21 protein-coding genes are annotated in these 25,192 nt (G+C 33.1%); 8 read left to right on the top strand and 13 right to left on the bottom strand.

Annotation, left to right across the window (positions count from 1 at the left end; genetic code table 11):
- Positions 1-246 precede the first annotated feature (246 nt).
- On the bottom strand, positions 247-2,613 hold the full coding sequence (locus NYQ10_RS02780) for an efflux RND transporter permease subunit (RefSeq protein ID WP_289878797.1): 2,367 nt from the start codon (positions 2,611-2,613) through the stop codon (positions 247-249).
- A 213-nt stretch (positions 2,614-2,826) separates the two neighbouring features.
- Here NYQ10_RS02780 and NYQ10_RS02775 point away from each other — a divergent pair, with 213 nt between their 5' ends.
- The 3 genes from NYQ10_RS02775 to NYQ10_RS02765 all read left to right on the top strand — a co-directional run bounded on the left by NYQ10_RS02775 (position 2,827) and on the right by NYQ10_RS02765 (position 6,654).
- On the top strand, positions 2,827-3,588 hold the full coding sequence (locus tag NYQ10_RS02775) for a sensor histidine kinase (protein WP_276171917.1): 762 nt from the start codon (positions 2,827-2,829) through the stop codon (positions 3,586-3,588).
- A complete protein-coding gene (locus NYQ10_RS02770; protein ID WP_276171918.1) occupies positions 3,551-4,270 on the top strand; it encodes a LytR/AlgR family response regulator transcription factor in 720 nt (239 codons plus the stop codon). Before NYQ10_RS02775 ends, NYQ10_RS02770 begins: the two co-directional genes overlap by 38 nt.
- A gap of 113 nt (positions 4,271-4,383) precedes the next feature.
- On the top strand, positions 4,384-6,654 hold the full coding sequence (locus NYQ10_RS02765; RefSeq protein WP_289878796.1) for a cation:proton antiporter: 2,271 nt from the start codon (positions 4,384-4,386) through the stop codon (positions 6,652-6,654).
- Positions 6,655-6,907: 253 nt separating this feature from the next.
- On the opposite strand, the gene NYQ10_RS02760 is transcribed toward NYQ10_RS02765, so the two are convergent.
- From NYQ10_RS02760 to pyrH, 3 genes are all read right to left on the bottom strand, one after another.
- Entirely contained in the window at positions 6,908-9,403 is a 2,496-nt protein-coding gene (locus NYQ10_RS02760; RefSeq protein WP_289878795.1) for a DUF5686 family protein, read from the bottom strand.
- Positions 9,404-9,520: 117 nt separating this feature from the next.
- Entirely contained in the window at positions 9,521-10,084 is a 564-nt protein-coding gene (frr, locus tag NYQ10_RS02755) for a ribosome recycling factor (RefSeq protein ID WP_276171921.1), read from the bottom strand.
- 74 nt (positions 10,085-10,158) lie between these two features.
- Positions 10,159-10,866: a UMP kinase gene (gene pyrH / locus NYQ10_RS02750; RefSeq protein WP_184159517.1), complete on the bottom strand. Its 708-nt coding sequence runs from the start codon at positions 10,864-10,866 to the stop codon at positions 10,159-10,161.
- Between the two features lie 192 nt (positions 10,867-11,058).
- Here pyrH and NYQ10_RS02745 point away from each other — a divergent pair, with 192 nt between their 5' ends.
- Complete coding sequence (locus NYQ10_RS02745) at positions 11,059-11,676, top strand: thioredoxin family protein (RefSeq protein ID WP_289878794.1); 618 nt, start codon at positions 11,059-11,061, stop codon at positions 11,674-11,676.
- 339 nt (positions 11,677-12,015) lie between these two features.
- Here NYQ10_RS02745 and truB read toward each other — a convergent pair whose 3' ends face one another.
- The 5 genes from truB to NYQ10_RS02720 form a co-directional block, all read right to left on the bottom strand.
- Complete coding sequence (gene truB, locus NYQ10_RS02740; protein ID WP_289878793.1) at positions 12,016-12,705, bottom strand: tRNA pseudouridine(55) synthase TruB; 690 nt, start codon at positions 12,703-12,705, stop codon at positions 12,016-12,018.
- Entirely contained in the window at positions 12,705-13,502 is a 798-nt protein-coding gene (locus NYQ10_RS02735; protein ID WP_289878792.1) for an undecaprenyl-diphosphate phosphatase, read from the bottom strand. The genes truB and NYQ10_RS02735 overlap by 1 nt, the downstream gene beginning before the upstream one ends.
- Before the next feature lie 80 nt (positions 13,503-13,582).
- Positions 13,583-13,837 carry a DUF3098 domain-containing protein gene (locus tag NYQ10_RS02730; protein WP_289878791.1) on the bottom strand — a complete coding sequence of 85 codons (255 nt, stop codon included), beginning with the start codon at positions 13,835-13,837 and terminating at the stop codon, positions 13,583-13,585.
- 99 nt (positions 13,838-13,936) lie between these two features.
- The gene (locus NYQ10_RS02725; RefSeq protein WP_276171927.1) at positions 13,937-14,812 is read right to left on the bottom strand and encodes a cell division protein FtsX; all 876 of its coding nucleotides are present in this window, start codon (positions 14,810-14,812) and stop codon (positions 13,937-13,939) included.
- Between the two features lie 341 nt (positions 14,813-15,153).
- Positions 15,154-15,501 carry a winged helix-turn-helix domain-containing protein gene (locus NYQ10_RS02720; RefSeq protein WP_289878790.1) on the bottom strand — a complete coding sequence of 116 codons (348 nt, stop codon included), beginning with the start codon at positions 15,499-15,501 and terminating at the stop codon, positions 15,154-15,156.
- Positions 15,502-15,690: 189 nt separating this feature from the next.
- Here NYQ10_RS02720 and leuS point away from each other — a divergent pair, with 189 nt between their 5' ends.
- Entirely contained in the window at positions 15,691-18,555 is a 2,865-nt protein-coding gene (leuS, locus tag NYQ10_RS02715) for a leucine--tRNA ligase (RefSeq protein ID WP_289878789.1), read from the top strand.
- Positions 18,556-18,931: 376 nt separating this feature from the next.
- Here the strand turns inward: leuS and NYQ10_RS02710 are convergent, their stop codons facing one another.
- Entirely contained in the window at positions 18,932-19,327 is a 396-nt protein-coding gene (locus tag NYQ10_RS02710) for an MmpS family transport accessory protein (RefSeq protein ID WP_289878788.1), read from the bottom strand.
- 178 nt (positions 19,328-19,505) lie between these two features.
- On the opposite strand from NYQ10_RS02710, the gene NYQ10_RS02705 reads away from it, so the two are divergent.
- The 3 genes from NYQ10_RS02705 to NYQ10_RS02695 all read left to right on the top strand — a co-directional run bounded on the left by NYQ10_RS02705 (position 19,506) and on the right by NYQ10_RS02695 (position 22,928).
- Positions 19,506-21,494 (top strand): ATP-binding protein, encoded by a 1,989-nt coding sequence (locus tag NYQ10_RS02705; protein WP_289878787.1) that lies wholly within the window; start codon positions 19,506-19,508, stop codon positions 21,492-21,494.
- Positions 21,495-21,509: 15 nt separating this feature from the next.
- A complete protein-coding gene (locus NYQ10_RS02700; protein ID WP_289878786.1) occupies positions 21,510-22,139 on the top strand; it encodes a response regulator transcription factor in 630 nt (209 codons plus the stop codon).
- Positions 22,140-22,241: 102 nt separating this feature from the next.
- Complete coding sequence (locus NYQ10_RS02695) at positions 22,242-22,928, top strand: zinc metallopeptidase (protein ID WP_184159538.1); 687 nt, start codon at positions 22,242-22,244, stop codon at positions 22,926-22,928.
- Between the two features lie 162 nt (positions 22,929-23,090).
- On the opposite strand, the gene NYQ10_RS02690 is transcribed toward NYQ10_RS02695, so the two are convergent.
- The 3 genes from NYQ10_RS02690 to NYQ10_RS02680 all read right to left on the bottom strand — a co-directional run bounded on the left by NYQ10_RS02690 (position 23,091) and on the right by NYQ10_RS02680 (position 25,133).
- Positions 23,091-23,561 (bottom strand): Lrp/AsnC family transcriptional regulator, encoded by a 471-nt coding sequence (locus NYQ10_RS02690; RefSeq protein WP_008465121.1) that lies wholly within the window; start codon positions 23,559-23,561, stop codon positions 23,091-23,093.
- Positions 23,562-23,700: 139 nt separating this feature from the next.
- A complete protein-coding gene (locus NYQ10_RS02685) occupies positions 23,701-24,450 on the bottom strand; it encodes a uroporphyrinogen-III synthase (RefSeq protein WP_109190797.1) in 750 nt (249 codons plus the stop codon).
- A 14-nt stretch (positions 24,451-24,464) separates the two neighbouring features.
- Positions 24,465-25,133: a DUF4271 domain-containing protein gene (locus NYQ10_RS02680; protein ID WP_289878785.1), complete on the bottom strand. Its 669-nt coding sequence runs from the start codon at positions 25,131-25,133 to the stop codon at positions 24,465-24,467.
- Between the last annotated feature and the right edge of the window lie 59 nt (positions 25,134-25,192).

Below are 25,192 nucleotides of genomic sequence, written 5' to 3'. Positions count from 1 at the left end.
AATATAATCGATAATAATTAATTTGGGAAGTTGAATTTTTTATAGAGTTTCTAATATTTCCATTTTTTGTCATTTCGACGAAGGAGAAATCTCCGTAAGAAACTCGACAAAGCTGAAAATCACTGTGCGGAGCTGCTTGCGGAGATTTCTCCTTCGTCGAAGTGACAGACTTTGTGTTGAGCTTTGCCAAAGTTCAAAACTTTGGCAAAGTTTTTTTATTTTAACTTGTGAATTTGCAGCAAAAAATTACTTCTCCAAATTCTCTAATTCTTCTTTCTTAGTTTTTTTCTTTTCGAAAGTTAAAACCAATGAAGGCAATACAACCAAGTTTGCAAACATCGCAAAAACCAAAGTACAAGAAATTAATCCTCCTAAAGCAATAGTTCCGCTGAAGCTTGATAAGGTAAAAGTCGCAAAACCTAAAATCAAAACCACAGAAGTATAGAATGTACTTACTCCAGTTTCTCTTAAGGCGCTGAAAACAGATTTCTTTACTTTTCCTTTGTTTTGCATCAGATCATGTTTGTATTTCGCCATAAACTGAATTGCATTATCTACTGAGATTCCGAATGCGATACTGAATACCAGAATCGTTGATGGTTTTAACGGAATTCCGAAATAACCCATTAATCCCGAAGTGATGCAAAGCGGTAAAATATTCGTAATCAAAGAAGCAGCTACCATTTTGAACGAACGGAATAAATACAGCATTAAAATTGCAATCGTCAAAATCGCAAACAATAAGGATTCGATTAAGTTGTGCGCCAAATAAGTTGTTCCTTTTTGGAAAACCAACGCTTTTCCTGTAATTGTAACTTCATAACGTTCTTTAGGGAAAATCTCGTCAATTTTCTTGCGCAGTTTTCCTTCTACTTTTGCCATTTCATCTGTCCCGATATCTTTCATGAAAGTGGTAATTCTGGCATATTGTCCAGTCGAATCCACATAGGCTTTCATTAAGTTTTCTTTACTGTTTTTGGTTGCATTTTTAGCATAACCTAAAATGAAAGTTTGTTCTTGAGAAGTTGGCAATTGGTAATATTCAGGATTTCCGTTGTAGAAAGCCTGTTTTGCATATTTAACCAAGTTTACAACCGAAACTGGTTTTGCCAATTCTGGAACTTCGGAAATAGTATTTTGCAATTCATCCATTTTACGAATTGTCGATGGTTTCATAACACCTTTTTTCTTTTTGGTGTCAATCATAATTTCAAGCGGCATTACGCCGTTGAATTCTTTTTCGTAAAATAAAATATCTTTAAAGAAAGAAGCGCTTTTCGGCATTTCGCCAATTAAACTTCCCGACACTTTCATTTGTCTAACTCCATTTAAACTTACTGCAAAAAGTATCGCATAAATAATATAAACGATTGTTTTTTTGCCTTTTACTACTGTTGCAACCGTGTTTAAAAGTGTCGAAATGTATGTTTTGTCTAAGTGGTATAAGTGTTTTGCTTTTGGCAACGGCATAAAACTGTAAATAATTGGCACGATAAAAAGTGTCAAAGTATAAACAGAAAGTACGTTGATTGAAGTTACCAATCCGAACTCAAAAAGCAATTCGTTTCCTGTAATCATCAAGGTTGCAAAACCAATCGCAGCCGTTAAATTGGTCATCAAAGTTGAAGATCCAATTTTTGAAATAACACGCTGTAAAGCTTTTGCCTGATTGTTATGAATCTTAATTTCCTGCTGATATTTATTAATCAGGAAAATACAGTTTGTAATTCCGATTACGATAATCAGTGGCGGAATAATTGCTGTTAAAATCGTGATTTTGTAACCAAATAATCCAAGTGTTCCAAACGACCAGGTTACACCGACAATTAAAATACAAATCGAAATAAAAGTAGCTCTAAACGAACGGAAAAAGAAAAAGAAAATCAAAGAAACCGTCAATAAAGACGCTCCAATGAAAAGCCCAATTTCGCCTTTCATATTGTCCGCGTTGATTGTACGGATGTATGGCATTCCAGAAACTTTAAGATCGATTCCAGTAGTTTTTTCGAATTTATCGATTTTCGGAACTAAATCTTTTAAGATAAAAACCTTTCTTTCAGCAGTATTTACCAGCGCTTTGTTCATGTAAATGGCAGAACGAACGCTACCGCTTTCTTTGTTAAACAAAAGTCCTTCGTAAAAAGGAAGATTGTGAAACAAATCGTATTGAACCGTTTTTAAATAAGCCGGATCAAGAGCTTTGCTTTCTTGAATAAAAGGGGCAAGAACAAATTTTTGGTTTACAGTATCTTTTTCCAATTTCTTTAAATCGTTCAAAGAAATTACCAAATCTACTTCCTTTGCTTTTTTCAGACCATTCATCAATTCGGTCCAAGCAGCGTAATTTTTAGGTGTAAAAAACTTAGGATCTTTAAAACCAATAACAATTAGATTTCCTTCTTCACCAAATTTATCTAGGAATTTTTGATATTCTTTATTGGCAATATGATCTTTTGGAAGCAGATTGGCTTCGGTATAAGTCATAGACAAGTTTTTCCATTGATAACCAAAGAAAACAGTTAACAAGGAAAGAATAACTAAAATAGTTATTCTGTTTTTAAGTATAATTCGGGCCAATTTCTCCCAAAATCCGACTTGGACAGCGTTTTTCATATATTCTTTAAAAATGGATGCAAATGTAGTGAAAAGTGCTCGAAATCATAAATAATCGATTGTATTTTACTTAATGTTAACACATCTCTGAACGAGGTTCTGTTGTGAGAATTTTGTTAGTTTTTGTTATAGAATGAGTAGCTTTTCTCATATTTGTACTGAAATCTTTTGAAAACTACAATTGATATCATACAAATAATTCAAAACAGTTTTATGCAGCAAAACAATACAACAACTTTTATTTTCCTAGCAATTCTGCTATTGCTCATCATTATCATTTGTTTTATGATTTATCAATTAATGCAAATCAAAAAAGCGAAAGATGATGCAGAGAAAAGTTTTTATGCTTTAGAATCTAAAGTAAACGATCTGCAGCTGGAAAATTTAGAATCGAAACTGAATCCGCATTTGTTTAAAAATATTTTAAATTCGATTCAATCGCATGCTTATCAAACTTATTTTGCGCTAGATAAACTGGCAAATGTTCTGGATTATATTTTATACGAAAGCAAAAAGAAATTCGTAACGGCAAAAGAAGAAATCAATTTTGCACTGAATTTAATCGAAATCAATAAAATAAAAATAAGTCCGCTTTTTGAATTAAAAATCAAAACCAATATTAACGAAGACGATAAATTATACGATCAGCCTTTGTTGGCGCCTTTGATTTCTATTGATTTAATCGAAAATGCTTTTAAACATGCCGATCTTCAAAGTGCCGACGCTTTTATTTCGGTTGTTTTTGAGTTTAAAGACAATGCTTTTTTTATGACGGTTTCTAATAAAATCTCCGATAAAAAAGTATTAAAAAAGGAGCGAAGCGGTTTCGGACACGCGACTTTAGAACATCGACTGCGAATTATCTACAAGAATAATTTTAAACTCGATAAGTTTGTAGAAAACGACATTTATATTGCACATTTAAAAATAGATTTACTTGAATACAAAACTGAAATGCTTGCTTCTGGACGATGAGCTTCCGGGATTGACTTACCTAAAAATGCTTTGCGAGCAAATTCCGGAACTGGAAATTGTAAAGACATTTAACAATCCGCAGAAACTTTTGTCTGATATTCCCGAACTGGATTTTGATCTCTTAATTTCTGATATCGAAATGCCAGGAATGGATGGTTTGCATTTGGCTGAAATGCTGGACAATAAACTGGTGATTTTCTGCACGGCTTATAAAGATTATGCCGCCGATGCTTTTAATATTGATGCGGTTGATTATATCACAAAACCTGTAAAACTGGAGCGTCTTCAAAAAGCGATTACGAAAGCTTTTGAACGTTTTGATAAATCGGATAATTCTAAAAAGTTTATTCAATTGAATACAGATAAAGGGAAGACGCTTTTGTATTTCAATAAAATCCAATACATCACAACAGCAGCAAGTGATAGCCGAGATAAAACAGTTTTATTGGCAGACGGAAGTTTTCTGAATTTGAAAAATGTAAAATTCGACACACTTTTAAAAGAATTGCCCGATGCCGATTTCTGTAGAATCAACAAGAAAGAAATAGTCGCGGTAAAGGCAATAAAATTCTTTAACCATAACGAAATTGTGCTTCATCATTTAGAAGAAAACAATAAAAATACGGCTCTAATTCTGAGCGAAACTTATCGTTCTGATTTTTTGAAAAAGGTGAAATTATAACTTATTACAAAGTTTTTCCGACTTGTTACATACATTGAAAATTAGCTGGAAATTTGCTTCTTCACTTAAAACTCAGTTCTGATATTTGCGGCAATAAATCAAAAGAACGAGTTATGAATAACATTAAAAACTCTGTATTTTACATTACAATTATTGGCGGTTTTACAGCGCTGATTTATTGGGTAATTTCAAAAGGTGTCGCATTAGAAGCGGGACGAAACATCGTTAAAAAACAAATCGAAAGCAACCATTGGAATGATTTTCTGGATTCTATGGTTCATAATTTACAGCATCCTTTAGCCATTTTATTGGCGCAGATTGTAACCATTATTTTAGTTGCCCGTTTATTTGGATGGTTTTTCAGAAAAATCGGTCAGCCGTCTGTAATCGGAGAAATGATTGCAGGGATTGTTCTAGGCCCATCTTTGGTCGGAATGTATTTTCCTGAATTTTCTTCCGCTTTATTTCCAAAAGAATCTTTAGGGAACTTACAGTTTTTAAGCCAGATTGGTTTAATTCTTTTCATGTTCGTTATCGGAATGGAATTGGATCTTAAAGTGCTAAAAAACAAAGCGCATGATGCTGTTGTTATTAGTCACGCGAGTATTGTTATTCCTTTTGCATTAGGATTAAGTTTAGCTTATTTTATATACCACACTTTTGCCCCAATTGGTGTTGAATTTTCTTCTTTCGGATTATTTATGGGAATTGCCATGAGTATTACTGCTTTTCCGGTTTTGGCTAGAATTGTTCAGGAAAGAGGAATGCAGAAAACAAAACTCGGAACTATCGCCATTACTTGCGCCGCTGCCGATGATATTACGGCTTGGTGTATTTTGGCAGTTGTAATTGCCATTGTAAAAGCGGGTTCGTTTACAAGTTCGTTATATGTTATTGGTTTAGCGATTCTGTATGTAATTGTAATGCTGAAAATCGTTCGTCCGTTCTTGAAACGTGTTGGAGATTTAAATGCAACTCGCGAAAGTTTGAATAAACCAGTTGTTGCAATTTTCTTTATTACACTTTTAATTTCGGCGTATGCTTCAGAATTAATCGGAATTCACGCTTTATTCGGAGCTTTCTTAGCGGGAGCAATTATGCCAGAAAACAGTAAGTTCAGAAATATATTTATCGAAAAAGTAGAAGATGTTGCGATTATTGTTTTACTGCCTTTGTTTTTCGTATTTACAGGTTTGCGTACACAAATAGGCTTGCTAAATGATCCTGAATTATGGAAAATAACAGGATTAATTATTGCTGTTGCAGTTGCAGGTAAATTCTTTGGAAGTGCGCTAGCCGCAAAATTTGTCGGGCAAAACTGGAAAGACAGTTTGTCTATCGGAGCTCTTATGAATACTCGCGGATTAATGGAACTTGTTGTTTTGAATATCGGTTATGATCTTGGAGTTTTGTCTACAGAGATTTTTACCATGATGGTTATTATGGCTTTGGTTACCACTTTTATGACAGGTCCAGCTTTAGATTTCATCGGATTTATTTTTAAAGATAAAGAAACAGCCGTACCACAGGAAATTGGAAATAAAAGCAAATACAAAATTCTGCTTTCGTTTGCGACTCCAGAAAGAGGGAAAAAATTGCTTCAAATTGCGAACAGTTTGGTTAAGAAACAGCCGGATAATTCGATTGTAACCGCAATGCATTTATCATTAAGTACAGAAATTCACTCTTTTGATGTAAAAGATCACGAACGAAAAATGCTGGTTCCAGTTATAGAAGAATCTAATCGTTTGAATCAGAATGTTGTGAGTCTGTTTAAAGTTTCTAATGATATTGATACTGATATTATTGATTCGGCAAATAATGGAGAATATGACTTGTTATTGATCGGTTTAGGACAATCTATTTTTGACGGAACTCTTCTTGGAAAAATTCTTGGTTTTACCACCCGAATTGTAAATCCAGATCGTCTAATTGATAAGTTTACAGGAAAAGAAGGTTTGTTCGAAAATAATCCTTTTGATGAAAGAACTCGTCATATTATTGCAAAAACCAAAATGCCAGTTGGTATTTTTATCGATAAAGATTTAGAAGAAATCAATCAGGTTTTTATTCCTGTTTTTAGTAAAGAAGATGCGTTTTTGATAGATTATGCTAAAAAATTAATCAATAATAATGGTTCGCAAATTACGGTTTTAGATGCTAGCGGTGAAGTTAAAAACACACGCGATATTCAGGAAACTATCCGATCTATAGAACAGATTGCTCCAAATCATATTATGATTATGAATGACAGAACAATTAAAAAAGAGTTTTTAGACGGCCAGGATTTAATGATTATAAGTTTAGACAGCTGGAAAAAACTAATCGAATCTCAAAGTACATGGTTGAATAATACACCTTCGGTTTTGATTTTGAAACCGTAATATTTTAGAAATTTCAATATAAAAAATCCCAAATTCTTGTTTGAATTTGGGATTTTATTTTTTTCTATAATTATAATTTGGAGATTTTCTTTATAGAATTACTAAACGATCCTTCTCCCGAAGCCTCGGGATTGCTCAGGAAGACAAAATAAGTAATAGCTTTGCGCTCTCATCAAAATTTATTTCCTAAAATTATCTTTAGCGACCTTTGCGAAAAAACTTTGCGGCCTTTGCGTTAAAATCTCAATAAAAATTAAAGTCCCAAATCAAGAACATAAGAAATCTTAACCGCAATATTATCTTCAAATTTCAACAGCTGATTTGGGCCGTAACGATAGAATCCGCCCAAACCAAAACCTTTGAAAATTTTGTTCAATTCAATTCCTGATTCAAAGAAACCTTTGTCCAATGTTTTATAATCTGGTCCAACGTGCTGTTCTGGATTTTCCATATGTCCCCAAGCCATTCTTGTTACCAAAACCAAAGATGGACGGACTTTTTTCATGATTTTAATTCGATCAAAACCATGTTTAATTTGGAAAAAAACGTATTGACTAGAGAAAAATTCATTAAAAAACATGGTTTCAAAACTATTTCTACCAGCAAAAGTAATACGCTGAATAACAGTTTCTTTGGTTAAATTGTTAGGCATCGTATTGTACAAATGCGTAATCGGAACATCGCCAGTTGCATAACCTGCTTGTAAAAGCAAACTTGTTTTTTGACCGTTTAGATATTTTTTCTCGTATTCTGTTTTAAAATCGATTTTGCTGAATTTAAAATCATTATCTAAAACGTCTGGCAAAGACTGCGTAAATTGAAACGTAAACCTTGGAAATCTCTTATCAGATTCTGTTCTTCCAGTTGGCGTTTGCATGAAATCGCTAAATGGCGCCCAAACAATAGATGCCATTGCTGTTGTCATCACATAATGAGAATACAGCTGTCCGTTATAATTAAAAAGATAATCAAATTTAGGTTCGACATATGTTCTGGCTAATTCGAAAACAGCTTCTGTTTTCGGAATAATTTTGGTTTGCACATTTGCTTTCCAAGCCGTATAATGGTAAAAAGTACTAATGTTAATAGGTCGTGGATCATAAATTTTGAAAACACGTTTGTCAACTGCAAAAACAGTACTTGCAATTTCTCGAACATCATCTGTATAATATCCGTTAAGCCAAGTATTGGTGTATTTGTCTAATAAAACTCCAGAACCTACGCTGTATTTAAAAACACCGTCTTTTGTTCCATACGCGCCATAGCCTTCAATTCTGAAATTTTTAGAAAAACGATCATTGGTAATTCCTCCCAATCCAAGTCTGAATCCTTCATAATTATTATAACTGATGATTTTCTTCAAATCCAAATCTACAGGTCCAATCGGATAAAAGCCATTAATGATTTTTCTTCCAATTCCTAAACGTTTTTCAACTCGATTGCTTACAGAAAGACTGTCTAGCAATAAATACGTTTTCTGGCTTTTTAAATCAAGATTTTCTTTACGATACCCTTCCCAGAAGTTTTCTGGTTTTTTTGCCGCATCGTCTTTAATTTCGATATAAAGCGATGGATTTTTTATCGGATTGTTGGTGTTGACACGAATATCAAAGCTATTACTTTCAGAAATTAGATAAGTAAAATCAGAAGCGACTTTTTTTCTAGGTTCGAAATTCTCTTCAACGTCTCCGTCAAATTGAATCGTTCCTCCCAAAATTCTAATATCATCGTCATTTTTTCCTTTTACAATTTTGAATGTTGTATTGCTTTGAAACCAAATTTTCTCTTTCGGAATATATTCAAATTCATGAATTCCACTGATATCCAAAACGCCTTTAACGCGCATTACGGCTTTTGCAACGGCAAAATTTTCTTTATCAATATATAAAACACCTTCTAAACCAGATGATTTTCGTTTCGATTTGTTTTTGAAATAAATCATGTAAGTATCACGTCCGCGAATGCTTACGGTGTCTAACAATTTGTAATTATAGCTTGAAGGAGCAGAACTCGAAATCGGATTTTCATATTTCGTTTCAAACAATTCATATTTCGGATCGTAAATAGAAATAGATTGTAAGTTGAATGCCAGAACTTCATAAATCGGCTGTTTGAAACCCGCTATTTTAGTTCCAAGAACAGTTTCTTTTAATTTATTGTTTGCGAATTGATATTGCGAAACTTTTTCTGTTTGAAACAAATGTTGTTTGCTTACAATCTCTTTGAATTTATAATCGGAAGAATCAATATTGATGATTTTTTTATCCAGATTTTTATATGATGCACTAGAATCTATTCGGCCGTCGATAGAATCCGGATTGGCGGTTACTATAAGTTTGTTATACGTTTTATATTCAAAATTAGTGAGTTTCTTCTGCGGATCATTGAGCGATTTGTTTGCAATAACTTTTCGAATTATCGTTAATGCTGGATTTTCATTAGAAACAACAACTTCTTTTAAATCATCTGTTTGCTGCACAAGAGAAACTGCATAAAAAGTTTTGCTGTTTAATAAAGCAATAGTTTTAGTTTGAAAACCAATATAAGATACGGTGAGGGTATTTGCCGATGAGCTGATTTTAAAAATAAACTTTCCATCAACATCTGTAATAGTGTTGTTGTTTTCAGAAGTCGTAATTGTGGCAAACGGAAGAGGTTTATTATTCGAATCGGTTATGATTCCGTTTATTTGAATTTGCGCTTGAAGTGTAAGCGTAAAAAACAAAGTCAAAAAACAAAATAGCTTCATACAGAATGATATAGTTTCAAAAACGAAAAGATTTTAATTTTCGTATGCAAAAGTAGGAATAAAAAAATCCGTCTGGCAAATAAACCAAACGGATTTTTATTTTATCACAAATCTTACTTAAACTTTCATGATTTCGGCTTCTTTTGCAACCAATAATTCATCAATTTTTTTGATGTAAGCGTTTGTTAAGTTTTGAACTTCTTCTTCTGCAGATTTACAAACATCTTCTGAAGTTCCTTCTTTTTCTAATTTTTTAATGTCTGTATTCGCATCTTTACGAGAATTACGAATACCGATTTTAGCATCTTCAGCTTCAGATTTTGCTTGTTTCGCTAAATCACGACGACGCTCTTCTGTTAATGGCGGTACACTGATAATTACCATATCACCATTATTCATTGGGTTAAAACCAATGTTTGCGATTAAGATTGCTTTTTCAATTGCTTGCAGCATATTTTTTTCAAATGGCTGTAATGTAATTGTTCTAGCATCTGGAACACTAATTTTAGATACCTGAGAAAGCGGTGTTTGAGATCCGTAATAATCTACAAATACACCTCCAAGCATAGCTGGAGAAGCTTTTCCTGCACGAATATTAAGAAATTCTTTCTCTAAGTGTGCAATAGTACCGTTCATTGATTCTTCAGTACTTTCTAAAATAAAGTCTATTTCTTCAGTCATTTTTTTTTGTTTTCAGTTTTCTTTTTCAGTTTTCAGATCAAGTCGTTAAATGCGACTGTAACTGTTACTGACGACTATATATGTACTACAGTTCCGATATTTTCACCGTCACAAATTTTCAAAAGGTTTCCGATTTTATTCATATCAAAAACAACGATTGGCAATTTGTTTTCCTGGCTTAAAGTAAATGCAGTTGTATCCATCACATTTAATCCTTTTTTCAGAACGTCATCAAAAGTAATAAGGTCGAATTTTACTGCCGAAGCGTTTTTCTCTGGATCAGAATCGTAAACGCCATCAACGCGAGTTCCTTTAAGGATAACATCAGCATTAATTTCAATTCCTCTTAAAACTGCTGCCGTGTCAGTTGTAAAATAAGGATTTCCAGTTCCAGCGCCAAAAATTACAATTCTACCTTTTTCAAGGTGACGATCTGCTCTTCTTTTAATGTATGGTTCTGCAATAGATTCCATTTTTAAAGCAGTTTGAAGACGTGTTTTCATTCCTTTGTCTTCAAGAGCGCCTTGTAAAGCCATTCCGTTAATAACGGTTGCAAGCATTCCCATGTAATCTCCTTGAACTCTGTCCATACCAGCACTTGCACCAGCAACGCCTCTAAATATATTTCCTCCTCCAATAACGATGGCAATTTCTACTCCTTTATCGTGAATCTGCTTGATTTCATCTGCATATTCGGCTAATCTTTTCGGGTCTATACCGTATTGTAAATCACCCATCAGCGCTTCGCCGCTAAGTTTTAGAAGAATTCTTTTATATTTCATGTGTGTGTCGCGTTAATTTGTGCAAATATAGACATATTCTGATTTTTAGAAATAATGTTTGTAAAAAATTAATTGTCGTTGCAAATTTAAATCAATATACGTTTTAAATGTTATTTTATTTCTAATGTGACAAATGTCATTTTCTCCATCTTCCTAAATTTCGTATTTTTATATATCCTAAAAATAAAAAATATGAAAAGCATCGTAGCCAAAGGTTTGTTCAATAGTCACTCTTATATTGAATATAGAAAGATTGTAACCGATTTATTATCTGAAGGAAAATCAACCGGAAATGAACAATCAGAAAGTTTGACGAATTATTCTAAATTGAATGAAGCGAGAATGAACCGTTTGGAAAAAACAATCACAATTTCTGATGATGTTGCTAATAAACTTCAAAACTTAGACAATCATTACATTTGGCTCGTTCTTTCTGAAGGTTGGTGTGGAGATGCGGCTCAAATTCTTCCAATTTTGAATAAAATGGCTTTGGCTTCAAATAAAAAAATAGATTTAAGAATTGCATTTCGAGATGAAAATGAAGATTTAATGAGTCATTATTTAACGAATGGTGGAAGAGCGATTCCGAAAGTAATTGTTATTTGTAAAGAAGCAGGAATTGTTCGTACAGATTGGGGACCAAGACCAAAAGGGGCTTCAGAATTAATGGCAAAACACAAAAGAGAGGTTGGGCCGATTGACGAAAAAATAAAAACCGATTTGCAATTATGGTATTTGGCAGACAAAGGAATTTCTGTTCAGGAAGAATTGCTGGAAATTATGGAAAACATCAAGTACAATCGACTTTGATTTTTCTTAATATGTTGATAAACAAATAATTTGGTTGATAAAATTATCTTAAAGTCTTTTTGTTTTAAGATGAATTTTGTATCTTAGTATTGCTAACCCACGTCTATTATAACTTTCTGATTTACTCTTTTTATTGGTGTTTATTTAATGTTTAACAATTAAAAAATCACTATTATGAAAAAGTTATTCGAAAGGTTCTATGATTTCTTCTCTCAATTTTTATTTGGAGGAAAAAATGTGCCTCACTATTAACTCAAGGAAATAAGTATGAAATAATTTTACTTATAGACTTTAGGAAACACGGCACATTACTCCATAAAAAAGTAATGTGCTTTTTTATTATTTAAAACTTTCTTCAAACAAAGTAATATCAATTGCATTTTTAACATCGTATTCGCCAATTTTAGTTCGACGTAAAACGGTTAAATGCGAACCAGAATTCATCGCTTTTCCAAAATCAAAGGCAAGAGAACGAATGTAAGTTCCTTTAGAACAAACAACTCTAAAATCGATTTCTGGTAATTCAATTCTTGTGATTTCAAATTCGTGAATAGTCGTTTTTCTGCTCGCAATTTCTACTGTTTCTCCCGCACGCGCATGTTCGTATAAACGAACGCCGTCTTTTTTAATGGCAGAAAAAATAGGCGGTTTTTGATCGATTTCACCTAAAAATTGCTTCACTGTTTTATGGATTAAAGCTTCATCAATATGATCGGTTGGAAAAGTCTGATCGATTTCAGTTTCCAAATCATAAGATGGAGTAGTGGCTCCAATGTAAAATGTTCCCGTATATTCTTTTGCCTGACCTTGAAGCTCAGATATTTTTTTAGTGAATTTTCCGGTGCAGATTAATAAAAGTCCGGTCGCCAAAGGGTCTAGAGTTCCTGCATGACCAATTTTGAACTTTTTAGGAAGTCCAACTTTATTAATTAAAAGGTATTTTAATTTATTGACAGCTTGAAACGAACTCCATTTTAATGGTTTGTCAATCAATAAAACTTGTCCGTCTAAATATTCTTCAGGTGTCATTATATAATGGTAAGCGGATGAATGAAAAAGTGAATCAATAATAAAATGATTCCAGCAAGAATTCGGTAATAACCAAAAACTTTGAAACCATTTTTAGTTAAAAATCCGATGAAAGTTTTAATGGCTAAAAGCGCTACAATAAAAGCAACGACATTTCCAATAACAAGTATGTTTATTTGATCATGAGATAATTCGAAACCAGCTTTATAATAATCGTAGCATTTTTTTGCAGTTGCTCCTAACATAGTTGGGACGGCTAAGAAAAATGAAAATTCAGCTGCTGAAGTTCTAGTCAATTTTTGTGACATTCCTCCAACTATACTTGCACCGCTTCGAGAAACTCCAGGAATCATCGCAAGACATTGAAATAATCCAATTTTTAAAGCTTTTGCATATGTAATTTCAGTTGAAACTTCTGGATCGTTTGGTTTATTAAACCATTCGTCAACTTTCAATAAAATAATTCCTCCAATTAAAAGTGAAACAGCAACTGTAACTGGATTTTCTAATAATCCGTCAATAATATCGCTTAATAATAATCCTAAAACTACGGCAGGAATAAAAGCAACTAAAAGTTTAAAGTAAAAATCAAAAGTTTGAAAGAAACGTTTGAAGTATAAAATTACAACTGAAAGTATTGCGCCAAGCTGAATTACAATGGTGAAAAGTTTTGTGAAATCGTCGTGTGCGATTCCAAAAAAAGAAGAGGCAATAATCATGTGTCCAGTTGAAGAAACAGGTAAAAATTCTGTAATTCCTTCAATAATGGCAAGAACAATAGCTTGTAATGTGTTCATTTAGAATTTTAGATTTTAGATTTTAGATTTCAGATTGCCCTTCGACTTCGCTCAGGGTGACAAAAAATCTACAAACCAATTTATTTTGATTTTTTAAATATAGAATAAATCGTGATTCCGAAACCGATTAAAACAGTTGTCGGCGCTAAACGAATACGTCTAAAATTGAAAATTTCTTCGTTAAAAACATTCGGATCTTTACTTCCTCCGCCAGACATTAAAATAAATCCTAAAGCAATTACGGCAATACCAATTAAAAGGATTTTGTAATTGATGCCGTCAAAAAGGAATTCCTGTTTTGGCTGTTGTTCTACGTTATTGTTGTTGTTTTTCATTTTGTCATTGCGAGGAACGAAGCAATCTGATCCTCTGTTTATATGAGTTTATATTTCAATCTAAAATCTATCCCGAGGCTTCGGGACTGCAATCAAAAATTAATAAAGATCGTCAGTTCTTAAATTCAAGAAACGTTGTGTTGCAAAATGCGTGCTTACCCAAGTAATTAAAACTCCCAATCCGAAAACGGCCAATAAAACCAATCCGATTAAGGCTTTGTCTTCTAAAATTCCTAAACCTGGGAAATTACTTTCTACATAAAGTAAAAGTGCGATCAAAGCAATAATTGCCAATCCTGCGCCTAGCATTCCTAATTTTACGCTTCTTGTTACAAATGGTTTTCGAATAAATGCTTTTGTAGCTCCAACCATTTGCATCGTTTTGATAATAAAACGATTAGAATGTATCGATAAACGCAATGAACTATTGATTAATAAAACAGCAATTACGGTCAAGAAACCACTGATAATCAAAATCCACATACTTACTTTTCTGATGTTGTCGTTTACTAGATTTACCAATTGTTTGTCATAAACAATATCTGAAACCATTGCATTTTTACGGAAACGGTTTTCGATTTTCACGATACTATCTCTTTCAACATAATCTGCTTTTAAGTGAATATCATATGAATTCAAAAGTGGATTTTCTCCTAAAAAGGTTAAAAAATCTTCTCCGATAATGTCTGTGTGTTCTTTAGCCGCTTTTTCTTTAGACACATACACATAAGAAAGTGCAAATGGCGCTCTTTTTAATTCGGTATTAAAGGCTTTGACAACGCTATCATTTGCTTCATTTTTGAAGAAAACAGTCATGGCGATTTTTTCTTTAAAATCGTCTGCCAGTTTTTTAGAATTAATAATGAATAATCCCAGTACTCCTAAAAGGAATAAAACCAAGAAAACACTTAATACTACCGAAAAATAAGAGGAAATTAACCTGCGCTTTTGAAATTTATCAAAGTTAGAACTCATAGTTTGCTAAAATTATGTGGTAAAAATAATAAAGAATTTCTTTATTTAAAGTTATTAACGAACTTTTATACTATAAATGTACAATTAGATAGGAAATAAAAAGTTGATTTAACTGCAAAGTACGTAAAGATTTTTTAATGCTTAATGTTATTAACGCAAAGTTCGTAAAGCTTAGTGTGATAAAGCTTTGGGCCCTTTGCGGTTAATCGTCAGGTTTTTTAACGCAAAGTTCGCAAAGTTTCTTTTTGAAGAGTGTAAGTAAGATCTAAATATTAAGTTCGCAAAGCTTAGTGTGATAAAACCTTGCGTACTTTGCGGTTAAATTTTTTGAGGTAAATCTTTTAAAACTTAAGATTTTGAGTTTCTTTCTGAGCAAATTCTTTAATTCGATTTTCAACTTCATAAAAAACAGCAATTGCTTTTTCTCCAGCTTCGGTCAATCGAGCGCCACCGCCGCCTTTTCCGCCGAGAAGTTTTTCGACTAAAGGAGATTCAGCACGCTGATTCATTTCTTCAACCAATTGCCAAGCTTGTCGATACGCCATTTTCATTTCCTTTGCAGCGTTGGTTATAGATCCCGTTTTGCGGATATTTTCGAGAAGCCAGATTTTTCCAATTCCTAGAAAAGCACCTTCAGTTTCTTCAATCCAAACGCGAACTTCAACCTTATATTTCTTATTTTCAATCATCGAAATAAGTATTTTTTAATTACAATAATACGTATTTTTACTTAATCGATAATACGTAAAAAGTAAATTTATTTGTTTGTCAACGAAATAGCTTTGGAACAAGCAACAATAAATGTAAATTTGCGCGATAATTCATTAAAGTGAGAAAACCTTTGGACCTTTGTCACTTTGCAACTTTGAAACTTTAAGATGAAATACAATCCAAACGAAATTGACGCCAAATGGCAAAAATATTGGGCAGAAAATCAAACTTTTGCAGCAAAAAATAACTCTGAAAAGCCGAAACATTATGTTCTCGACATGTTTCCTTATCCATCTGGAGCAGGATTACACGTTGGGCATCCGCTGGGTTATATAGCTTCAGATGTGTATTCTCGTTTCAAAAGACATCAAGGTTTCAATGTTTTGCATCCAATGGGTTACGATAGTTTCGGATTGCCGGCAGAACAATATGCGATTCAGACAGGTCAGCGTCCAGAAGACACGACGCGTGTAAATATTGACGGTGGCGTTGACAAAGAAGGAAAACAAATTGCGGGTTACAGAAAACAATTAGATAAAATCGGTTTTTCATTTGATTGGGCGCGCGAAGTTCGTACGTCAAATCCTGATTATTACAAACATACACAATGGATTTTTATTCAATTGTTTAATTCTTGGTATTGCAAAAAACAAGGAAAAGCATTTGATATTAAAGATCTTGTAGTTGTTTTTGAAGAAAGCGGAAATGCTTTGGTTGAAGCAGTTTGTGATGATAACGTTGCGATTTTTACTGCTGACGAATGGAAATCATATTCTGAAGATCAAAAAGAAAAAATCCTTTTGCAATACAGAATGACGTATTTGGCAGAAACCGAAGTAAACTGGTGTCCAGGCTTAGGAACTGTTTTGGCAAATGACGAAATTGTAAACGGAGTTTCGGAACGTGGAGGCTTTCCTGTTATAAGAAAAAAAATGACACAATGGAGTATGCGAATTTCTGCTTATGCCGAACGCTTGCTTCAAGGTTTAAATGATATAGATTGGAGTGAGTCAATCAAAGAATCTCAAAGAAACTGGATCGGGAAATCGGTTGGTGCTTTGGTGACTTTTAATGTGAAAAAGCATGATGAAGTAATCGAGGTTTTCACCACTCGTCCTGATACTATTTTTGGAGTTACTTTTATGACTTTGGCACCAGAACATGATTTGGTGGCTAAAATTACAACACCAGAACAAAAAGAAGCGGTTGAAGCGTATATCGAAAAAACGTCAAAACGTTCTGAGCGTGAACGTATGGCCGATGTAAAAACGATTTCAGGAGTTTTCACAGGAGCTTATGCAGAACATCCATTTACAAAAGAGTCAATTCCGGTTTGGATTGGCGATTATGTTTTGGCAGGTTACGGAACTGGTGCAGTAATGGCGGTTCCTTGCGGAGACGAAAGAGATTACGCTTTTGCTAATTTCTTTAAAGGAACTGAAGGAATGCAGGAAATAAAAAACATTTTCGCGAATGTTGATATTTCTGAAGCAGCTTACGGATCAAAAGATAACGTTGAAATCACAGCTTCTGATTTCTTAAACGGATTAAATTACAAAGATGCGACAGCAAAAGCAATTTATAAATTAGAAGAAATTGGACAAGGAAAAGGGAAAACAAATTACCGTTTGCGTGATGCGGTTTTCTCTCGTCAGCGTTATTGGGGAGAACCGTTCCCTGTTTATTATGTAAACGGATTACCAAAAATGATCGATACACAACATTTACCGATTATTTTGCCAGAAGTAGAAAAATATTTGCCAACCGAAGATGGTTTGCCACCTTTAGGAAACGCAGCAGTTTGGGCTTGGGACAGTGTTCAGTGTTCAGTAGTTAGTACTCAGTTGATTGACAATGTGACTATTTTTCCATTGGAATTAAATACAATGCCAGGTTGGGCGGGAAGTTCATGGTATTGGATGCGTTATATGGATGCGCACAATGAAAATGAATTTGCAAGTAAAGAAGCTTTAGCTTATTGGGAAAATGTAGATTTATACATTGGAGGAAGCGAGCACGCAACTGGACATTTATTGTATTCTCGTTTCTGGAATAAATTCTTAAAAGACAAAGGTTTTGCTCCAACTGAAGAACCATTCAAAAAACTGATCAATCAGGGAATGATTTTAGGAACGACAGCTTATGTTTACAGATTGGAAGGAACAAATACTTTTGTATCTAAAAATAAAATTGAAGGACAAAATGTACAGCCAATTCGTGTTGATGTTAATTTCGTTAATTCTTCAGATGAATTGAATATCGAAAAGTTCAAAGCTTGGAGAGAAGATTTTAATACAGCTGAATTTATTTTTGACGAAAACGGAAAATACATTGTTGGCCGAGAAGTCGAAAAAATGTCGAAATCATACTATAATGTTGTAACTCCAGATGATATTTGTAACGAATACGGTGCAGATACATTACGTTTATACGAAATGTTCTTAGGTCCGTTAGAACAGGCAAAACCTTGGAATACTGCTGGAATTTCTGGAGTTTTCGGTTTCTTAAAAAAATTATGGAGATTGTATTTTGATGATAATGGTTTAATCGTAAACAACGACGAACCAACAAAAGACAACTTAAAATCATTGCATAAAACCATCAAAAAAGTAGCAGAAGATATCGAGAATTTCTCTTTCAATACTTCGGTTTCTCAGTTTATGATTTGTGTAAATGAATTGTCTTCTCAAAACTGTCATTCAAGAGCGATTTTAGAGCCGTTAGCAATTTTGGTTTCGCCTTATGCGCCTCATATTGCAGAAGAATTATGGTCGCAGTTAGGGCATACAACTTCAATTTCAGAAGTTGCGTTTCCAATTTTCGAAGAGAAACATTTAGTTGAGACAAATAAAGAATATCCAGTTTCTTTCAACGGAAAAATGCGTTTCACAATCGAATTGCCTTTGGATTTAACTAAAGAACAAATCGAAGAAATTGTAATGAAAGACGAAAGAACTCAAAAACAATTAGACGGAAGAACTCCAAACAAAGTGATTATTGTTCCTGGGAAAATCATCAATTTGGTAGGATAACCAAATTAATTTTCAATATAAAAATTCCAAATTCCAATTTTACGATTGGGGTTTGGGATTTTTTTTGCGTCTAGTTTTGTCAGTCTGAGCGAAGTCGAAGACCCGCAATCAAAATCGCCAATCTTTGTAGAGTTACGCACGTGGTCTTCGACTTCGCTCAGACAGACAATGTGTGTGATTTGTTATTTCGAGAAAAAAAACTTTGCGACTTCGCGTCTTTGCGAGCAAATAACCTTGCGCTCTTTGTAATTAAAGAACAAATATTTTGGTAAGTTTCAAAAAAGAATTCGAAGAGATATAAAAAAAAAGAAGCTTCGTAACGATTACGAAGCTTTCCTTTACCAAAAACAAAAAAATTAAATCCTAATCTTTAATATTATAGAGGGAATATATAAGTGCCTGGAATTGCAATGATTGTTCCGTCAGCTTTTGCTTTCGCAGTTGTTTCTTTTTCTACTTTTCCTCCAACGTAAATTTTTATAGTTAAAGTTTGATCAACAACACCTCCATGACCTGAAGCTTGGATTCCAGCACCAGTAGTACCTGCAGAAGCAGTAAATTCTTTAGTCCAAGGTAATTTGGTAATATCTACACTTTGTCCTGCATCTCCAGACTCCATATAAACTGCATCGATCTGTCCAGAAAAGTTTCCTGTTATTTCATATTTAACGTCTCTTGAATTGTTTCCGCCTTTATCGTCGTCGCTGCTGCAAGAAGCAAATGTAAATACAAGAGTTAATGCTAACATTATTTGTTTCAATTGTGTTTTCATGTGTAAATTCTTTAATTATTTATATTCAAAATCTGATTTAAACAAAGTTAGAAGCTAATAATTCGGGTAACAATACCTGATAAAATGTATTTTTTATTACCTGATTTCAGGTAAAAGTGTTTGGTTTTGTTTCGAAAGTCGTTAAGCTTTAATAACTTTGAGTAATTGCCCTACAATTATGAATAAAATCCACGCCCTACTTTTCTTTTTGTTTTTCTCCGTTATTTCCAATTCTCAGGTAATTCTTTCATTAGATGATGATACTGCGTACATCGACAGTATTGTTAAAATCACAAAAAACACAAAATCGGACAGTGTAAAAAGTTTGAATAGTTTTAGATTGTCTAAACTGTTTTTAATGGCGCAGAACGCAAAAAGTTCTAAAGAATATCTCGAACAAGCCAATCGGTTAAAAGTGAAGTTTCCTTTTTTAAAAGACGCTTCTATTTTTTATAATGCTTCGGGTTTTCTTGCAAAAGGAGATATGGAAGGTTTTGAAAAGGCTTTGCTCGACGCTAATTCAAAACTCAAAAGATATCGTAATAAAGAAGCGTATAAACTTCGTGCTGTTATTCTTCAGAACTACGGAATTATGCAGCAAAGAAAGAATAATGAAAACGCTTATATGAAATTGCTGGTCAATGAAGCGATTCCGATTGCTAAAAAAAGTGGCGATTATGAGTTAATCAGTGCTTTGAATAAAGCAGTTGCGATTATTTTTATGAATAATAGTGAACGTGAAAAAGCTTCGGAATATTTAGGTCAAGCGCAGAAATATATTGAAAATACATCTAAAAAATCGCCAACTTTGGCAGAATCTAAGATGGAAACGTATATTATAAACGCAGAAAATTTAGTTGAACTCAAACATTTTTACGACGCTAAAGAAATCTTAGACAAAGCGTATTCGACTTTAGAAAAATATCCAGAATCAAACTTAAACGATTCTTATTTTTATTCGGAAGGAATTTATTTCGCAAAACAAAACAAGCATAAAGAAGCATTAGTGAGTTTTGAAAAAGGAATTAAATCAGCAGAAAATCATCAAAATGCTATTGCTTTAAATCGTCTGAAATTTGCTGAATATGAAGTTCTTTTTAAACTCAAAAATTACGATAAAGCAAAAAGTAATTTGGAATATTTAATTGAAAAAACGCCTTTTATTGTAGATAAAAAGAATTACTACAAAGAATTGTCTAAAGTTTATAATGCGACAAAAGAATTTCCAAAAGCTTATTTTTATTCGAATAAATACAATGTTATAAACGATAGTCTCAACGATGCAAAATTGAGAAGCGAAATTGTAGAACTCGAAGCGAAATACAAAAAAGCTGAAAGCGAAAGAAAAATCAATTTGCTTCAATCTGAAAATGAAAAAGCAGTTTTGCAAGGCAACAATAATCGTTTGAATTCGATGCTTTTTGCGGTGCTTTCTTTTCTGTTGTTTTTAACGGTTTTGTTTTTATGGATTTACAGCAATTATCAAAAGAAGCTGAGTTTTCAAAAAGAGCTAAATCATAAACAAGAATTATCTGCGCTCGAAAATCAGCAGAAATTATCGATTTCTAATGCTTTGATTGAGGGAGAAGAAATTGAGAGAAAAAGAATTGCTAGAGAATTGCACGATGGTCTCGGCAGTATGCTTTCGGGTTTAAAAATGCATTTGAATCTTGCCGATCGAGAAAATAAAGAAATCAATCCAAATATTAACGGAATGCTTAATGATTCGATTAAAGAACTTCGCAATATTTCTCAAAATTTAATGCCCGAAAGTTTAATGAAATTAGGTTTGGAACATGCCTTGAAAGATCTGTGTGCTTCGCATTCTACTTCAGAAACAACAATTGATTTTCAGTATTTAATTAAAAAATCAACTTTTCCGCAACATTTTAAAATTATGATTTATAGAATTATTCAAGAACTTCTGAATAATGCTCTTAAATATGCTAAAGCCTCTCAAATTTTAATTTCCTGCTCGCAAAACAAAGATGTTTTTTATATCACGGTTGAAGATAACGGAATCGGATTTAATGTTAAACACGCGGAAAAAAGAGATGGAATGGGATTGAGAAATATTAAAAATCGCGTGGCATTTTTGAATGGAAAACTAGAAATCGATTCTATTCCAAACAAAGGAACTTCAACTTATATAGAATTGAAAATATAACCTCAAATTATTATTATGAGATACAGAACAGTAATTGTAGACGATCATCCGATAGTTATTTCAGGTATAGCTGGCTTATTGGCGGATTTAGAAAATATAGAAATTGTACAAAAATTCGGTTCCGGAATATCACTTTTGGAATATATAGAAGATCATAAAATTGATTTGATTTTAATGGATATTTTTCTTCCCATAATAAATGGAGTCGATTTGTGTAAAACAATCAAGCAAAAGTATCCGAAAATAGTCATTATCGGAATGAGCAGCCAATCTGAGAGAAGTTTGGTAATGCAGTTTATTCAAAACGGAGGAAATGGCTATATTTTGAAAAACGCTTCTTTTGATGAATTCAAAAACTGCATTTATAAAGCGATTGATGGAGAAATTGTTTTTAGCGAAGAAGTAAAAACGATTATCAGTCAGCCATTGTCTGAAGATTTAGAACGTATTCCAGGTCTGAGCAGAAGAGAACGCGATATAGCTTTATTACTTTCTCAAGGAAAATCGACTCAGGAAATTGCCGACGATTTGTTTTTGAGTTTTCTAACAGTCCAAACGCATCGCCGAAATATTCTTCAAAAATATAAAATGAAAAATGTGGCAGAATTAATTGCATTTCTTTTGAAAAACAATATGTTGAATTGAGTCAAAAATGGTAATTAAATGTCAAAATGACATTTTGTTAAAATGGTTCGTAATTTGATGTTTGTTTTGTAAATTTAAAATCAATCTAAAAATCAAAAAACTATGGGATCTGGATATCTAATTATTGCTGGAGCAATTATGCTGTTCAGCTGGCTGGTAAGTTCTCAGCTAAAGAGTAAATTTGAATTATACTCGAAATTACAATTAAGAAACGGAATGAGCGGCGCCGAAATTGCCGAAAAAATGCTTGCCGACAACGGAATTACTGATGTTCGTGTTATCTCGACACCAGGTCAGTTAACAGATCATTATAATCCTTCAGATAAAACAGTAAATTTAAGTGAAGCTGTTTATAGTCACAGAAATGCTGCGGCTGCGGCAGTTGCGGCACACGAATGCGGTCATGCGGTGCAACACGCAATTGGTTACGAATGGCTAACTATGCGTTCTAAATTAGTGCCGATTGTAAGTGTGGCTTCAAACTACGTACAATGGATTTTAATTGCAGGAATCTTGATGATTAAAGTTTTTCCACAATTATTATTGGTCGGAATTATCATTTTTGCGGCTACAACTTTGTTTTCGATTATTACACTTCCTGTAGAATATGATGCGAGTAACCGTGCTTTGGCTTGGCTTGAGAATAAACATATGCTAACACAAGAAGAACAAGCAGGAGCAAAAGACGCTTTAAAATGGGCAGCAAGAACTTATGTAGTTGCTGCAATTGGTTCAATTGCAACGTTGTTATACTATATCTCGATTTATTCTGGAAGTAGAAGAAACTAATTTGATAATTGAGATAATTAGTCAATTAGATAATTTATAGCAAACCCGACAGATTTTTAAAATCTGTCGGGTTTTTGTTTTTTGCATATTTATACAAATTAAACTGGACTTCAGTCCAGTTTATAATAATAAGTTAATTATCAAATTGACACATTCTCTAATTTATAATTGAATCTGTCTATCAATCTGCTGATCTAGAGAAATAAAAGTTTCTGTTCTCGAAACGCCTTCAATAGCTTGGATTTTAGTATTTAAAAGTTGCATCAAATGTTCGTTGTCGCGACAGATTATTTTAATTAAAACCGACCAGTTTCCCGTTGTATAATGACATTCTAAAACCTCGGGAATTTTTCTTAATTCTTTTACCGCCTCAGAGTTTCGCGAAGCTTTGTCTAGATAAACACCAACAAACGCCATAGTGTTATAACCCAAAACTTTTGGATTTACAGTAAACTTAGATCCAGAAATAACGCCAGATTGTTCCAGCTTTTTTAATCTCTGGTGAATTGCGGCTCCAGAAATTCCGATTTTATTGGCGATTTGCAGAATTGGTTTTCGGGCATCGTCCATTAAATAACGAAGAATTTCCTTGTCGATGCCGTCAATTTCAATTAAAAGGGAGTTGATTTTCATAACTTACAATTTGAAACTATTTTTTGTGATTTGGGTTTAGAATAGAAATCAAATGTAGTTAAAATGCTGTAAAAAAGAAAATTCCAAATTTCAGGTGATTAATCTGAAATTTGGAATTTAAATATTTTACTGGTCAGGTTTATTTTCCTTTGTTTGCTTCTGCAACGTATTTTTCAAGAGCCATTGTCATAGAAGGCGTTTCAGGAGTTGGAGCAAGAATATCAATTCTTAAACCATGATCAAGAGCCTCTTTTTGAGTTGTACTTCCGAAAACAGCAATTCTAGTATCGTTTTGTTTAAAATCTGGGAAGTTTTTAAACAAAGACTTTATTCCAGTTGGACTGAAGAAAGCTAAAACGTCATAATAAACGTCTGCTAAATCAGATAAATCACTCATTACAGTTCTGTAAAAAATAGCTTGCGCCCAGTCTACTTTTAGACTGTTTAATGTTACAGGAGCATCTGCATTTAATTGGTCAGATGCAGGAAGCAAAAACTTCTCGTCTTTGTACTTTTTAATTAGCGGAGATAAATCTGCAAAATCTTTTGCTCCAACGTAAATTTTACGTTTTCTGTACACAACATACTTTTGAAGGTAAAACGCAACAGCCTCAGATTGACAGAAATACTTCAATCCTTCAGGAACTTTGTAACGCATTTCATCAGCAACTCTAAAAAAATGATCTACAGCATTTCTACTTGTTAAAATGATCGCAGTGTAATGATTAAGATCGATTTTTTGTAATCGAATCTCTTTTGCGCTAACCCCTTCCACATGAATAAATGGTCTGAAATCAATTTTTATTTTGTGTTTTTGTTGGAGCTCAAAGTAAGGAGAATTCTCCACTTTAGGTTCAGGCTGTGACACCAAAATTGTTTTCACTTTCATATTATAAACATTTTCTAAGCACTCCCTTTTGTTATCCAATAATAAAGAAAATAATAAGGGGCTATTTCAAGAGCGCAAAGATATAAAATAAAATAAAATAACTTACCGATAATTGCGTTTTGATATGTTTTAATTGAAATAAAGTAAGAGTATACACTAATACACAGCGAAATACCTATGATTGCTAGCGGTACAATCTTCGGAATATTGCTGTAATAGAACAAAACAGCGTTAATTGGAAGGATTAAAACGCCAATATAAGTTCTATAAGTTACTTTTTGTAAGTTAAATAACTCTACAAACTCATCAATATTGAAGGAAGTCGCTACAATTTTCTCGATTAAATATTTTCCTAGAATGAAATAAAGAAGGAAAGTTGCAATCTGAATAAATAAAATCCAATCTGTTTTGGATGCCTGTCCAAAAATATTCATTGTAAGCAAAATAAAAAATGCATACGAAATAATCTGCACAAAAAACAGCCCAACAGTAAAGCTGCTTTTTAAATGGTTATTATCTCGATAAATTTTAGCGTATTTGTCAGAAAAAATAAGCTTACTAAATTCACTGAATCTAGTTTCGTAAGCAGATTTTGTCATGGCAACAACAGCAAAAGTCAACACAAACAAAAGTGTTGCCCAGTCTTTGTTTTCCAGAATTCGAGGATGAAGTTGTTCAATCATAGCGTTACAAAATTAGTAATTTTTTGATGCAATACTTTTATTATATATTTATTATGAAT

Origin of the sequence: Flavobacterium johnsoniae (assembly GCF_030388325.1) — a bacterium.
In the GTDB taxonomy this organism is placed as follows: Bacteria; Bacteroidota; Bacteroidia; order Flavobacteriales; family Flavobacteriaceae; genus Flavobacterium; species Flavobacterium johnsoniae_C.
This window is presented reverse-complemented; position numbering and strand designations above follow the sequence as displayed.

Bases quoted from the DNA above. Each gene is read 5' to 3' on its own strand.
- truB (WP_289878793.1), bottom strand. From the start codon at position 12,705: ATGACACCTGAAGAATATTTAGACGGACAAGTTTTATTGATTGACAAA.
- NYQ10_RS02775 (WP_276171917.1), top strand. From the start codon at position 2,827: ATGCAGCAAAACAATACAACAACTTTTATTTTCCTAGCAATTCTGCTA.
- NYQ10_RS02685 (WP_109190797.1), bottom strand. From the start codon at position 24,450: ATGAAAGTGAAAACAATTTTGGTGTCACAGCCTGAACCTAAAGTGGAG.
- leuS (WP_289878789.1), top strand. From the start codon at position 15,691: ATGAAATACAATCCAAACGAAATTGACGCCAAATGGCAAAAATATTGG.
- pyrH (WP_184159517.1), bottom strand. From the start codon at position 10,866: ATGAAATATAAAAGAATTCTTCTAAAACTTAGCGGCGAAGCGCTGATG.
- NYQ10_RS02680 (WP_289878785.1), bottom strand. From the start codon at position 25,133: ATGATTGAACAACTTCATCCTCGAATTCTGGAAAACAAAGACTGGGCA.
- NYQ10_RS02695 (WP_184159538.1), top strand. From the start codon at position 22,242: ATGGGATCTGGATATCTAATTATTGCTGGAGCAATTATGCTGTTCAGC.
- NYQ10_RS02760 (WP_289878795.1), bottom strand. From the start codon at position 9,403: ATGAAGCTATTTTGTTTTTTGACTTTGTTTTTTACGCTTACACTTCAA.
- NYQ10_RS02725 (WP_276171927.1), bottom strand. From the start codon at position 14,812: ATGAGTTCTAACTTTGATAAATTTCAAAAGCGCAGGTTAATTTCCTCT.
- NYQ10_RS02780 (WP_289878797.1), bottom strand. From the start codon at position 2,613: ATGAAAAACGCTGTCCAAGTCGGATTTTGGGAGAAATTGGCCCGAATT.
- NYQ10_RS02745 (WP_289878794.1), top strand. From the start codon at position 11,059: ATGAAAAGCATCGTAGCCAAAGGTTTGTTCAATAGTCACTCTTATATT.
- NYQ10_RS02700 (WP_289878786.1), top strand. From the start codon at position 21,510: ATGAGATACAGAACAGTAATTGTAGACGATCATCCGATAGTTATTTCA.
- frr (WP_276171921.1), bottom strand. From the start codon at position 10,084: ATGACTGAAGAAATAGACTTTATTTTAGAAAGTACTGAAGAATCAATG.
- NYQ10_RS02710 (WP_289878788.1), bottom strand. From the start codon at position 19,327: ATGAAAACACAATTGAAACAAATAATGTTAGCATTAACTCTTGTATTT.
- NYQ10_RS02730 (WP_289878791.1), bottom strand. From the start codon at position 13,837: ATGAAAAACAACAACAATAACGTAGAACAACAGCCAAAACAGGAATTC.
- NYQ10_RS02690 (WP_008465121.1), bottom strand. From the start codon at position 23,561: ATGAAAATCAACTCCCTTTTAATTGAAATTGACGGCATCGACAAGGAA.
- NYQ10_RS02765 (WP_289878796.1), top strand. From the start codon at position 4,384: ATGAATAACATTAAAAACTCTGTATTTTACATTACAATTATTGGCGGT.
- NYQ10_RS02705 (WP_289878787.1), top strand. From the start codon at position 19,506: ATGAATAAAATCCACGCCCTACTTTTCTTTTTGTTTTTCTCCGTTATT.
- NYQ10_RS02735 (WP_289878792.1), bottom strand. From the start codon at position 13,502: ATGAACACATTACAAGCTATTGTTCTTGCCATTATTGAAGGAATTACA.
- NYQ10_RS02720 (WP_289878790.1), bottom strand. From the start codon at position 15,501: ATGATTGAAAATAAGAAATATAAGGTTGAAGTTCGCGTTTGGATTGAA.